Here is a 13,522-nt window from a genome sequence, read left to right on the forward strand (position 1 = left end):
GCATTTACTCGCCCGGTTGAAGTGAGGAGCCCGGCGTCCGCATCGCGCCGCCACGGCGCGCGCGCTGGGCCCACAGGCGGAACCGGTCGAGATAGAGGTAGATAACCGGCGTCGTGTAGAGCGTGAGGACCTGGCTCAGGATCAGGCCACCGACGATGGCGATGCCGAGCGGCTGCCGCAGCTCGCCGCCGTCGCCCATGCCGATCGCCAGCGGCACCGCCCCGAGCAGCGCGGCCATCGTCGTCATCATGATGGGGCGGAAGCGCAGCAGGCAGGCCTCCCGGATCGCCTCGAGCGGCTCCAGCCCGCGCCTGCGTTCCGCCTCCAGCGCAAAGTCGATCATCATGATGGCGTTCTTCTTCACAATGCCGATCAGCAGGATGACGCCGATCAGCGCCATGATACTGAACTCGGTCTTGAATGCCATCAGCGCCAGCAAGGCGCCCACACCCGCCGAGGGCAATGTGGACAAGATGGTCAGCGGATGGATGTAGCTCTCGTAGAGCACGCCCAGCACGATGTAGATCGCCACCAGCGCGGCCAGGATCAGGAACGGCTGGTTGCTCAGCGAGTCCTGGAACGCCTTGGCGGTACCCTGGAAGGTGCCGCGGATCGTGGCCGGGACCCCAATCCGGTTCATGGTCGCCTCGATGCTGCCGACCGCCGTGCTCAGCGACACGTTCGGCGGCAGGTTGAACGAGATGGTGTTGGCGACCAACAGACCCTGGTGATTGACCGCAAGCGGCGTCGCGCCCTGCTTGAATGCTGCAACTTCCGACAGCGGGATCATGGTCTCGCTGCTGGTGGAGACGGCCGATCCGGTCGAGGCAACGCCCTTCCCGGTCGAACCGATCGAGTTGGTGGCCTGGTTGCGCGCGGCCTGGGCGTTGGCTGCACTGGCCGCGCTGGAGTTGCCTGGGGCGACGACCGTGCCTGCCACCGCGTTGGTCGATTGCGAGCCGCCGACCGATCCGCCGGACGTGCTGATATAGACGTCCTTCAGCGTCTCCGGGTTCTGCCAGTAGCGCGGCGCGACCTCCATGATGACGTGATACTGGTTGCGCGCGACATAGATCGTCGACACCTGCCGCTGGCCGAAGGCGTCGTAGAGGGTGTTGTCGATCTGGCTCACCGTGATGCCGAGCCGGGCCGCGGCGTCGCGGTCGATCACGAGATCGGATTCCAGGCCCTTGTTCTGCTGGTCGCTGTTGACGTCGGCGAGATCAGGATCGCGCTGCAGGGCCGCCGCGATCTTCGGCGTCCATTCATTGAGCTCCTCCAGCGTCGATCCCTGCAGCGTGTACTGATACTGCGCGTTCGAGGCCCTGCCCCCGACCCGGATGTCCTGCACCGCCTGCAGGAACAGGCTCGCGCCCGGCACCACCGACATCTCGCGGCGCAGCCGCGCGATCACGCCGTCGGCGCCGATCTTGCGCTCATCAAGCGGACGAAGCGAGACGAACACGAAGCCGGAATTGGTCTGCCCGCCGCCGGTGAAGCCGACCGCCGTCTCAACCGCCGGATCGCGCTTGATGATGCCGACGAACCGCGCGAGCTTCTGCTGCATCAGCTGGAACGACACGCTCTGGTCAGCCTGGATCGAGCCGACCAGCCGGCCAGTGTCCTGCTGCGGGAAGAAGCCCTTCGGGATCACGTCGTAGAGATAGAAGTTGAGGCCGAACACCGCCGCCAGGATCAGCATCACCGACAGCGGATGCGCCAACGCCGCGGTCAGCGTTCTGCGGTAGAAATTTAGCATCGCCTCGAAGAAGCGCTCGCTCGCCCAATAGAGCCGGCCATGGCTGCCGGCGTCGGGCTTGAGCAGCACGGCGCACATCATCGGCGTGGTCGCCAGCGAGACCGCGAGCGAGATCAGGATCGAGATCGAGATCACCATCGCGAACTCGCGGAACAGCCGCCCGACGATGCCGGCCATCAGCAGGATCGGGATGAACACCGCGATCAGCGAGATGCTCATCGACAGCACGGTGAAGCCGACGTCGTTGGCGCCCTTCAGCGCCGCCTCGAGCGGGCTCAGCCCCTGCTCGATGTAGCGGGTGACGTTCTCCAGCACCACGATGGCGTCGTCGACCACGAAGCCGGTCGCGACCGTCAGCGCCATCAGGGAGAGGTTGTCGAGGCTGTAGCCGAACAGGTACATCGCCCCGAAGGTCGCAACCAGCGACACCGAGACCGCCACCACCGGAATGAAGGTGGCCCGCGCATTGCGCAGGAAGGCGAACACCACGATGATGACCAGCAGCACCGCCAGAACCAGGGTTCGTTCGACGTCCCGGAGCGAGGTGCGGATGGTGGTCGAACGGTCGACCGCAAAGCCTATATCGATCGCCGGCGAGACTGACGCCTGCAGCTGCGGCATCACCCCCTTCACGAGGTCGACGGTACTGATGATGTTGGCGTTCGGCTGCCGGTAGAGGATGATCAGCACCGCCGGCTTGCCGTTCGCGAGACCGGCATTGCGCAAATTCTCGACGCCGTCGGCCACCTCGCCGACGTCGGAGAGATGAACCGGCGCGCCATTGCGGTAGGCCACGATCAGCGACTTGTAGTCGCCGGCCTTGTTGGCCTGGTCGTTGGCGTAGACCTGGTAGCGCTGGTCGCCGACGTCGATGCCGCCCTTCGGGCTGTGGGCGTTGGCGCTCGACAGCGCCGCGCGGACGTCTTCCAGACCGATGCCGTATTTGTAGAGCGCCTGCGGGATCAGATCGACGCGCACGGCCGGCAGCGAGCTGCCGCCGACCACGACCTCGCCGATGCCCTCGACCTGCGACAGCTTCTGCGCCAGCACCGTGGAGGCGGCGTCGTAGAGATCGCCGCGCGTCAGCGTATCCGACGTCAGCGTCAGGATCAGGATCGGCGCGTCGGCCGGGTTGACCTTGCGGTAGGTCGGATTGCTGCGCAGGCTGGTCGGCAGGTCGGCCCGCGCCGCATTGATCGCGGCCTGCACGTCGCGCGCCGCGCCGTTGATGTCGCGGTTCAGCCCGAACTGCAGCGTGATGCGGGTCGCGCCCACCGAGCTCGACGACGTCATCTCGGTGACGTCGGCGATCTGGCCGAGATGTCGCTCGAGCGGACTTGCGACCGTGGTCGCGACATCCTGCGGGCTGGCGCCGGGCAGCGTCGCCTGCACCGAGATGGTCGGGAAATCCACCTGCGGCAGCGGCGACACCGGCAGCTTGAAGAACGCGACAATGCCGGCCGCCGCAAGCCCGAACGTCAACAGCGTCGTTGCCACCGGCCTACGGATGAAGGGCGTTGACGGATCCATGGCTCAACGCGACCCGCTCGCCTCGCCGATCTCGTCCGCCCGCCCGGCAAACCGCAGCGCGAGGCGATCGAACCAGAGGTAGATCACCGGTGTCGTGAACAGGGTCAGCAGCTGGCTCACCAGGAGGCCGCCGACGATCGAAATGCCGAGCGGATTCCGCAGCTCGGACCCCGCGCCGCTGCCGAGCATCAGCGGCAGCGCGCCGAGCACAGCTGCCATCGTCGTCATGATGATCGGCCGGAACCGCAGCAGGCAGGCCTGATAGATCGCCTCCCGCGGCGGCTTGCCCTCGTTGCGCTCGGCATCGAGCGCGAAGTCGATCATCATGATCGCGTTCTTCTTCACGATGCCGATCAGGAGGATGATGCCGATGATCGCGATGATCGTGAGATCCTGTCCGGCCATCATCAGCGCCAGCAGCGCGCCGATCCCGGCCGAGGGCAGCGTCGAGAGGATGGTTAAAGGATGGATGAAGCTCTCATAGAGCACGCCGAGCACGATATAGACCGTGATGATCGCGGCGAGGATCAGGAACAGCTGGTTGGACAGCGAGGACTGGAACGCCAGCGCCGCGCCCTGGAAGCTCGTGATCATGCCGAGCGGCTGGTTGATGTCGGCCTGCGCCTGCTTGATCGCCGTCACCGCCCCGCCGAGCGAGGCGCCGGGCGCCAGGTTGAACGAGACGGTCGCCGACGGGAACTGGCCGAGATGCGAGATCTGCAGCGGCGCGGTCTCCACCCGAATCTTGGCCATCACCGACAGCGGCACCGGCGTCGAGCCCACCGATGACGGCAGGTAGATCGACGACAGAGAGTCCAGCGAAGTCTGCAGCGACGGATCGGCCTCGAGGATCACGCGGTACTGGTTCGAATTGGTGAAGACGGTCGAGACGATGCGCTGGCCGTAGGAATCGTACAGTGCGTTGTCGATCGTCGCCGGCGTGATGCCGAATCGCGCCGCCTGGTCGCGGTCGATGTCGACGAACACCGAAAGCCCCTGCGCCGAAATATCGCTCGTGACATCGCTGAGCTGGGGCAATTCCCGGAGCTTGTCGACCAGCTTCGGCGTCCATTCCGCAAGCTCGTTCGGATCGGCATCCTGCAGGATGAACTGGTACTGCGTCCGGCTCACCGTGCCTTCGATGGTGAGGTCCTGGACCGGCTGCATGTAGAGCGTGATGCCGGTCAGCGCCGCCGTGCTCGCCTTGATCCGGTCCATGATCGTCGAGACATTGGCCTTGCGCTGCTCATGCGGCTTCAGATTGATCAGGATGCGGCCGCTGTTCAGCGTGGTGTTGGTGCCGTCGACGCCGATGAACGACGACAGGCTCTGCACGTCCGGATCCTTCAGGATCGCGCTGGCGAGCCGCTGCTGCCGCTCGGCCATCGCCGCATAGGACACCGATTGCGGCGCCTCGGAGATCGCCTGGATCACGCCGGTGTCCTGCACCGGAAAGAAGCCCTTGGGAATAACGACGTAGAGCAGCGCCGTCAGACCAAAGGTGGCGAGCGCGATCAGCAGCACGAAGGTCTGGCGATCCAGCACCCAATTGAGCATCCGGGCGTAGATCGCAATGACGGCATCGAAGCCTTCGCGGCTGAGCCGCTGGAAGGTGTTTTCCCGCGCCATGGCCTCCGGCTTCAGTAGCTTGGCGCAGGCCATCGGCACCAGGGTCAGCGACACCACGGCCGAGATCAGGATCGTGACCGACAGCGTGATGGCGAATTCGCGGAACAGGCGGCCGACGACGTCGCCCATGAACAGCAGCGGGATCAGGACCGCGATCAGCGATACCGTCAGCGAGATGATGGTGAAGCCGATCTGCTCCGACCCTCGCAGCGACGCCTCGAGCGGCGACTCGCCCTCCTCGATGTAGCGCGAGATGTTCTCGATCACGACGATGGCGTCGTCGACCACGAAGCCGGTCGCGATCGTCAGCGCCATCAGCGACAGATTGTTCAGGCTGAAGCCGAACAGATACATCGCGCCCAGCGTGCCGACCAGCGAGAGCGGCACCGACAGGCTCGGGATCAGCGTGGCGCGGGTCGAGCGCAGGAACACGAAGATCACAAGCACGACCAGAATCACGGCGAGCGACAGCTCGTATTCGACGTCGCGCACCGAGGCCCGGATCGTGACGGTGCGGTCGGTCAGGATATTGAGGTCGATCGCGGCCGGCAGCGTGGCCTGCAGCTGCGGCAGCAGGTCCTTGATGCCCTGCACCACCGAGATGACGTTGGCGCCGGGTTGGCGCTGGATGTTGAGGATGATCGCCGGCGTCTCGTTCATCCAGGCGCCGAGCTTGTCGTTCTGCGCGCCGTCGACGACGTTGCCGACATCGCTGAGGCGGACCGGCGAGCCGTTCTTGTAGGCGATGATCAGCGAGCGGTAGTCGCTGGCATTGCGGATCTGGTCGTTGGCATTGATGGTGTAGGCGCGCATCGCGCCGTCGAAGTTGCCCTTCGGCGTGTTGACGTTGGCGTTGCCGAGCGTGGTGCGGAGATCGTCGATGTTGAGGCCATAGGCCGCGAGCTTGCGGATATCAGCCTGGATGCGCACCGCGGGCCGCTGGCCGCCGCTGATGCTGACGAGGCCGACGCCCGGCAGCTGCGAGATCTTCTGCGCCAGCCGCGTGTCGACGAAATCCTGTACCTGGGTCAGCGGCATGGTCTTCGAGGTCAGGCCGAGGGTCAGGATCGGCGCATCGGCCGGATTGACCTTGGCGTAAATCGGCGGCGCCGGCAGGTCCGACGGCAACAGATTGCCCGCGGCATTGATCGCGGCCTGCACCTCCTGCTCGGCGACGTCGAGCGAGATCGACAGGCCGAATTGCAGCGTGATCACGGACGAGCCCGCCGAGCTCACCGAGCTCATCTGGGTCAGATTCGGCATCTGGCCGAACTGCACCTCGAGCGGCGCCGTCACCGACGAGGTCATCACGTCGGGGCTCGCGCCCGGATAGAAGGTCTGCACCTGGATGGTCGGGTAGTCGACCTCCGGCAGTGCCGCGACCGGGAGAAATCTGAATGCCAGCATGCCCGACAGCATGATGGCGATCATCATCAGGGTCGTCGCTACCGGCCGCAGGATGAATGGCCGCGACGGGTTCATTTCTTCTGCCCGTCCTCGGACCGCTTGTGGTGGCCGCCTCCGGGATCAGCGCCGTCCTTACTATCTCCCTTGCCGTCTCCCTTCGCGGCCCCGTTCGCCGCCCCCTTGGCCGCAGCGGCAGGGTTCGCGGCATCGGCGGCGGAGCGCACCACCACCTTCGCACCCTCGCGCAGCTTGTCGGCGCCGTCGATCACGATGCGATCGCCGGCCACGAGCCCGGACAGCACCTCGACCCGGTCGCCGTCGGTGACGCCGAGCTTGACCGGCCGAACCGAGACCGTGCTGTCGGCGTTGACGAGATAGACGAAGGTGCCGGGGACACCGCGCTGGATGCCGGCGGTCGACATCGTCGTCGCATCCTTGTGGGTATCGAGCAGCAGGCGGACGTTGACGAACTGGTTCGGAAACAGCGTGCGCTTGTCGTTCTCGAACTGCGCCCGCAGCTTGATGGTGCCGGTGGTCGCATCGATCTGGCTGTCGAAGGTCTGCAACGATCCCTCGGCGAGCTTGTTGGCGCCGCTGCGGTCATAGGCCGCCGTCGGCAGCACCGCGCCCTCCCTCAACCGCTTCGAGACCGCCTGCAGATTGTCCTCCGGCAGCGTGAACAGCACGCTGATCGGCTCGAGCTGCGTGATCACGACGAGGCCGTTGGTATCGCCGGGCGTCACATAGTTGCCGAGATCGACCTGGCGCAGTCCGACGCGCCCGTTGATCGGCGACACGATGTGACAATATTGCAAATTCACCTCGGCCGACTTCACCGAGGCGCGATCGGCCTCCACCGTGCCCTGGTACTGCGCGACCAGCGCGACCTGGGTATCGAGCGTCTGATGCGGCACGGCGTTCTGCGCGGCGAGGTTCTGGTAGCGGGTGAGATCGACCTGGGCGCCCTTCAGCTGCGCCTCGTCGCGGGCGAGCTGGCCCTTGGCCTGCGCCAGCGTCGCCTCGTAGGGGCGCGAATCGATCTCGGCGATCAGGTCGCCCTTCTTGACCTCATCGCCCTCCTTGAAATCGATCTTCATCAGATAGCCGCTGATCTGGCTCCTGATCGTCACGGTCGCGAGCGACGTCACGGTGCCGAGCGCATTCAGGCTGACGCCGATATCGCCCTTGCCGATCGTCTCCGGTACGATCGACATCGGCCCGGCGTTGCGCCCGCCACCGGCCTGCGGCGGCGCGGCCTGCTGCCGCGTCCACCAGACGATGCCGGCAAGCACCGCCAATACGAGACATCCCGTCAGAAACCCCCGCCAACGCGATCCTCGCCTGGTTCGCTCGGGCGCCACAATCGACGGGTCTTTGATCTGCTGGTCCATAACCTGCCCACGAAGAAACACGAATGAGCTCGCGCGGCTCTATGTGTCCCCTGAACTCCGCGCGCGCCACATCCGACGAAGCATTTTGAAGGCTTCTGCCGGACAAAGCGCGTTAAGAATTGTAAGGATAGCGGCTCTTCCCGGTCGGCCGCTGTTTCTCGCTGGATTGTGGCTATTTTACCCGATCATTTGTAACCAGGGCAACACGATCAGCAACAATCCGGCAAAGTAGATCAGGCCGAAGATCAGCCCGAATTTCCAGAAGTCGCCTTTGCCGATATAGCCGCTGCCGTAATACATCGGCGCCGGTCCCGTGGCATAGGGCGAAATCACGCCCATCAGGCCCAGCGAATAGACGCAGAGCAGCATCAAGGTCTGCACCGACAGGCCGGGAATGCTGGAGCCGACGGCGAGCACCACCGGCAGCACCGCGGCGGTATGCGAGGTGATGCTCGAGAAGAAATAGTGGATCCAGAAGAAGAAGGTGACGAGCAGGATCATCCCGACCAGCGGCGACGTGCCGGAAAGCGGCTTGGCATAGCCCTCGGCGACCCATTTGATGAAGCCGATCTCGTTGAGGCCGGACGACAGCGTGAGCAGCGAGGTGAAATAGAAAAATACCTCCCACGCACTCTTCTCCGCGACGATGTCCTCGAACGCGATCACGCCGGTCAGCAGCATCAGCGAGATCACGACGAACACGACCGTGGTCGCGTTGATGAAATTCGAGCCGAGCAGCGGCACGCTGATGTTGGGATTGGAGCCGCAGATCCACAGGAACATCGCGAGCACCACCAGCACCGCCATGATCCATTCGTGCCGCGACGGCGGCCCCATCTTGGCGAGCTCGCCCTCGCTCCAGGTCACGATCTCGGGGCTCTCCTTGATCTCGGGCCGGCAGACCAGATAGCTGAGCAGCGGCACCAGCAGCAGCAAGAGGATCCCGAGCGGCGCGAAGCCGATGAACCATTGCGACCAGCCGACCTCGATGTTGACGAGCTTCTTGGCGATCGAGAGCGCGGCGGCGTTCGGCGCCAGCGCGGTCAGGAACAGCGAGCTGGTGACGGCCGTGGTCGCGAACGCGGTCCACATCACGAAGGTGCCGATCTTGCCCGCGGTCGGGCCGGGCTCGGAGCCGTAGATGCGCGGGATGTTGCTGACGATCGGATAGATGGTGCCGCCGGAGCGCGCGGTGTTGGACGGCGTCGCCGGCGCCAGCACGAGATCGGAAAACGCCACCGCATAGCCGAGCCCGATGGTGCGGCGGCCGAGGCCGCGCACCAAGAGCAGCGCCAGCCGGCGGCCGAGCCCGCTCTTGCGATAGCCGATCGAGAACACGAAGGCGCCGACGATCAGCCACACCGTGCTCTCGGAAAAGCCGCCGAGCATCCAGCGCAGCGATTTGTTCGGGTCGTGCTCGACATAGCCGCCGATGCCGGCGACCGTCAGGCCGATCAGACCGACCGCGCCGACCGGCATCGATTCAAGGATCAGCCCGGTGATCACGGCGGCGAACACCGCGAAATAGTGCCACTGATTGGCGTTCAGCCCCGAAGGCACCGGGACCAGATAGATCACAAGCCAAACCAGCAACGGCGCAAACGTCCGCCATGACCATTTCATGCAGCGTCCCCCTCACCTGTGTCGATTGTCGGGCGCGCAAGCCGCCGTGTCCCGGCAGCGCCGCCATCTTTTTGTTGCAATCTAGCACGACCGCGCAGTCCGTCTCGGGAAACTGCTGCGGAACGGCGCGGCTTGTGGAGGAACCAGCTCGTTTCGTCAACACGTAGCGTCCCGGTGGCAGCCCCCATCGCAAGACCGCCCGCGCTTTGCTATCCTTGGCGGTATGACGTCACGCGACTCCGCCTCCTCCGAGATCACGCCCGAGGTGCTGCTGCGCGCCTATGCCTGCGGCATCTTCCCGATGGCGGAGAGCGCCGACGATCCGACCCTGTTCTGGGTCGAGCCGGAATTGCGCGGCGTGATTCCGTTCGACGGCTTCCGTGTCGCCTCCCGCCTGGCGCGCACCGTGCGCTCCGATGCCTTCACGGTCACCGTCGATACCGCGTTCAAGGCCGTGATCGCCGGTTGCGCGGCGCCGCAGCCCGGCCGCGACGACACCTGGATCAACAGGCGCATCCGCGATCTCTATGTCGGGCTGTACGCGTCGGGCCATTGCCACAGCGTCGAGGTCTGGCAGGACGACAATCTGGTCGGCGGGCTCTACGGCGTCAGCCTCGGCCGCGCCTTCTTCGGCGAAAGCATGTTTCACACCACGCGCGACGCATCGAAGGTCGCGCTGGTGCATCTGGTGGCGCGGCTGATCGCGGGCGGGTTCGAACTGCTCGACACGCAATATGTGACGGAGCACCTGAGGACGTTCGGCGCGATCGAGATCTCGCGGCGCCGCTATCGCGCGCTGCTCGACAAGGCGATCACGGGCGCGCCGGCGGATTTCCGCAAGCTCGACGCCACCCAGCCGGTCAAAGGTGCCGACGCGCTGGCAATCATCGCCGAGCGCAATTGAACGGTTGATCGCGTAGCCCGGATGAAGCCAACGGGTCGCGCGAACGCGCGCCCGATGACAGGCTCCGCGCAATCCGGGACAAGTCTCTCCGCGGAGAGAAACCCGGATTTCGCTGCGCTCCATCCGGGCCGTGCTTGCTAGTTCCCAAACAATCCGCCGAACAACCCGCCCGGCCGCTGCTGTTGCTGGGGCGGCGGAGGTGGCGGCTGCTGCTGGTATTGCGGCTGTGGCGGCGGACGCGGTGCGGCCTGCTTCGGCGGCGCGCGCTTCTGGGCCGGCGGTGGCGGAGGCGTCGGCGCCTTCGGCGGATCGGGTGCGGCGGTCACGATGGTCTGGTCCGGCCCTTTGCAGTCGGTCAGCCAGATGTCGTAGATCGGATGCTCGACGCCGTGCAGGCCGGGACTCGCCGCGAACATCCAGCCCGAGAAGATCCGCTTCACCTCGCCCTGCAGCGTGATCTCGTCGACCTCGACAAAGGCATCGGTGTTGGCGGCTTCCGTCGATGGCCTCGTGTAACAGGCATCGGTCTTCACCCGCAGCGCGCCGAACTGCACGGTCTCGCCGATATCCTCGTCGAAATTGATGATGCGTCCGGTGATCTTGTCGAGACCGGAGAAGCTCGCCTTCTTGTTGGTGATCTTGGTCGACGGCGGCTCCTGCACGACCTCGTCGCCCGGCTGCAACGTGGCAGGCGTCTGCGGCGGGGTGCCCTGGGGCGTGCCCTTGGGACGCTGCCCCGGCGGCAGCGGGTTGGCGCCGGGCGGCGTATTGGCAACGGCCGGACCGCCTGGTTGCGGCGGCTGCACGGCCACGCCGGGCTGGGTGCCCTGCGGCGCCACCGGCGAGCCGGGTGGCGGCGCCAGCGGCTGCGACTGCACGCTGCCGGGCGGCGGCACCGCCTGGCCTGGCGGCAGCGCCCGCGGCTGTGTCGGCAACAGACGGCCGCGCGGCAATTCCGGCACTTCCTCGTCGTCGTCGCTGGGAGGAGCCGGCTGACCACGCGGGATCGAGCCGGGCGGACGCGGCGCGGGATCGGAGAAAATCGTTCCGATCTGCGCGCGCACGGGCGGCGCAAGCGAGATGGTTGAGGCGGCAACCAGGGCCGCAAAGCCAGTCAGGGCAACGGTTCGAAGCATCTCGCGCGGCTTTAAAGGGCGAATCGGGCTCGCGACAGTCTACCTTGATATCGGCCGCTCGCAGGCCACCGGTTAACACGCCGAATACGGCGGGGAAAGGGCACCCGGCCACCTCTCCCCGGTCCACTGGGCAGCCTCTGGTCACCCTCTGGTCACTCCTGGGAACACGTGTGATAGTCCTCACGCTGAAGCCACGCCGCCGCGCGTGAAAACCAGGAAAATCCGGATCGAACCGGACCAGCCAGAGGAAACCCACCATGCCCGATCGCATCAGGCTCGACGGCCGGGTCGCCGTCGTCACCGGGGCTGCCGGCGTCATCGGAACCGCCTCGCTTCAACTGCTCGCCGAACGGGGTGCGCGGATTGTCGCAGTCGACCGCAAGGGCGCCGATCTCAAGGCCGCCATCAAGGACCTGCCCGCCTCGGCCGAGGCCCTCGCAATCGAAGCCGACGTCACCGACGAGGACGAGGTCAAGGACTATGTCCGCGCCGCCGTCGACCGCTTCGGCGCCATTGACGCCTTCTACAACAACGCCGGCGTCGAGGGCGACATCAGGCCGATCCCCGAATATTCGCTGGAGAGCTTTCGCCGGGTGCTCGACGTCAATGTCGTCGGCGTCTTCCTCGGCATGAAGCATGTGCTGCCGGTCATGCTGAAGCAGAACCAGGGCAGCATCATCAACACCGCCTCGATCGCGGGCCTGATGGGATCACCGATGATCGCGGTCTACAGCGCGAGCAAGCACGCGGTGATCGGGCTGACCAAGAGCGCGGCCTGGGAATGCACCGGCACCAGCGTGCGGGTCAATTGCGTCTGCCCCGGCATGATCGAGAGCCGGATGCTGAGCACGATCCTGCAGGGCCGCTCCGGCGGCAACGCGCCGCCGCCGATCGAGAAGATCGTCGACCGCATCCCGGCGCGCCGGCTCGGCCTCGCAAGCGAGGTCGCCTCCATCGTCGCTTTTCTTGCCTCCGACGAGGCGAGCTACGTCTCCGGCTCCGCCTACACCGTCGACGGCGGCCGCACCGCCGCCTGACACGACCGTCATTCCGGGATGGTGCGCAAGCACCAGACCCGGAATCTCGAGATTCCGGGTTCGATGCTTCGCATCGCCCCGGATTGACATCACCAAAAGAAGGTCCTCCCAATGCCCGTCGTTCTCGATCCCGATGCCGCTGCCGTCTACAAGGCGTTCCAGGAGGCCGGCCGTCCCGCCTATGAGACGCTGACCGCGACGGAAGCGCGCGACTATTATCGAGCCGCCCGCGTCGTCTCCAATCCCGAGCCTCCCGCGTTGGAATCGAGCAAACCGCTCGCGATCCCGGCGCCGCACGGCACGATCCCTGCCCGCATCTACACGCCGAACACGCTGCGCAAGAAAGACGGGCTCGCGCCCTGCCTGGTGTTCTTCCACGGCGGCGGCTGGGTGATCGGCGACCTCGATACCCATGAGGTGGTTTGCCAGAAGCTTGCCCATGAGGGCGAGCTGATCGTGATCTCGATCGATTATCGGCTCGCGCCCGAGCATCGTTTCCCTGCCGCGGTCGATGACGCCATCACCGCGACCCGATGGGTCGCCGCCAATGCCAGGGATCTCAGCATCGACGCCGCGCGCCTGATCGTCGGCGGCGACAGCGCCGGCGGCAACCTCGCGGCGGTGGTTGCCCTGACCGCCCGCGACGGCGGGCCGAAGCTCGCGGCCCAGCTGCTGATCTATCCCGCGACCGATTTCTCGCGGAAGCATCCCTCGCATCGCGAGCCCGAGACCAGCATCCTCCTGACGCATTCGGTGATCGGCTGGTTCGCCAACCATTATCTCGGTGACGCCGACAACAACGACTGGCGTGCCTCGCCGGCGCGCGCGAAGGACTTTGCCGGCTTGCCGCCGGCCTATGTGCTGACCGCCGGCGCCGATCCGCTCCGCGACGAAGGCGACGAGTATGCGAAATTCCTCAAGGACGCCGGCGTGCCGGTGACCTACCGGCATTTTCCCGGCCAGTTCCACGGCTTCTTCACCATGGGCAAGCTGCTCAATCAGGCCAATATCGCCGTGACCGAGATCAGCGCCTGGCTGAAGACGCTGGGCTGAGCAATCGGACCCGCGGCGACGTGGCTGGCGTCGTTCCCGATCGGGGCTCGCGA

General features: G+C 65.9%; 8 protein-coding genes. 3 read left to right on the forward strand and 5 right to left on the reverse strand.

Going from position 1 to position 13,522, the window contains the following annotated elements; all coding sequences use genetic code 11:
- Positions 1–4: 4 nt before the first annotated feature.
- The 4 genes from Q2M23_RS12710 to Q2M23_RS12725 form a co-directional block, all read right to left on the reverse strand.
- On the reverse strand, positions 5–3,289 hold the full coding sequence (locus Q2M23_RS12710) for an efflux RND transporter permease subunit (RefSeq protein ID WP_316395781.1): 3,285 nt from the start codon (positions 3,287–3,289) through the stop codon (positions 5–7).
- A gap of 3 nt (positions 3,290–3,292) precedes the next feature.
- Positions 3,293–6,400: an MdtB/MuxB family multidrug efflux RND transporter permease subunit gene (locus Q2M23_RS12715; protein ID WP_316395782.1), complete on the reverse strand. Its 3,108-nt coding sequence runs from the start codon at positions 6,398–6,400 to the stop codon at positions 3,293–3,295.
- The gene (locus tag Q2M23_RS12720) at positions 6,397–7,716 is read right to left on the reverse strand and encodes an MdtA/MuxA family multidrug efflux RND transporter periplasmic adaptor subunit (protein ID WP_206601537.1); all 1,320 of its coding nucleotides are present in this window, start codon (positions 7,714–7,716) and stop codon (positions 6,397–6,399) included. The genes Q2M23_RS12715 and Q2M23_RS12720 overlap by 4 nt, the downstream gene beginning before the upstream one ends.
- Positions 7,717–7,893: 177 nt before the next feature.
- On the reverse strand, positions 7,894–9,339 hold the full coding sequence (locus tag Q2M23_RS12725) for a DASS family sodium-coupled anion symporter (RefSeq protein WP_018271403.1): 1,446 nt from the start codon (positions 9,337–9,339) through the stop codon (positions 7,894–7,896).
- 223 nt (positions 9,340–9,562) lie between these two features.
- On the opposite strand from Q2M23_RS12725, the gene aat reads away from it, so the two are divergent.
- Entirely contained in the window at positions 9,563–10,243 is a 681-nt protein-coding gene (aat, locus tag Q2M23_RS12730) for a leucyl/phenylalanyl-tRNA--protein transferase (protein ID WP_076832236.1), read from the forward strand.
- Between the two features lie 137 nt (positions 10,244–10,380).
- On the opposite strand, the gene Q2M23_RS12735 is transcribed toward aat, so the two are convergent.
- On the reverse strand, positions 10,381–11,379 hold the full coding sequence (locus tag Q2M23_RS12735; RefSeq protein ID WP_316395783.1) for a DUF2155 domain-containing protein: 999 nt from the start codon (positions 11,377–11,379) through the stop codon (positions 10,381–10,383).
- 257 nt (positions 11,380–11,636) lie between these two features.
- Between Q2M23_RS12735 and Q2M23_RS12740 the strand changes: the two genes are divergently transcribed.
- Entirely contained in the window at positions 11,637–12,416 is a 780-nt protein-coding gene (locus tag Q2M23_RS12740) for an SDR family NAD(P)-dependent oxidoreductase (RefSeq protein ID WP_168857921.1), read from the forward strand.
- Between the two features lie 111 nt (positions 12,417–12,527).
- Positions 12,528–13,469, forward strand: coding sequence for an alpha/beta hydrolase (locus Q2M23_RS12745; protein WP_316395784.1), 942 nt, complete (start codon positions 12,528–12,530; stop codon positions 13,467–13,469).
- The last annotated feature ends 53 nt before the right edge of the window (positions 13,470–13,522 follow it).

The sequence above is a fragment of the Bradyrhizobium sp. 33ap4 genome (assembly GCF_032654765.1).
In the GTDB taxonomy this organism is placed as follows: domain Bacteria; phylum Pseudomonadota; class Alphaproteobacteria; order Rhizobiales; family Xanthobacteraceae; genus Bradyrhizobium; species Bradyrhizobium australafricanum.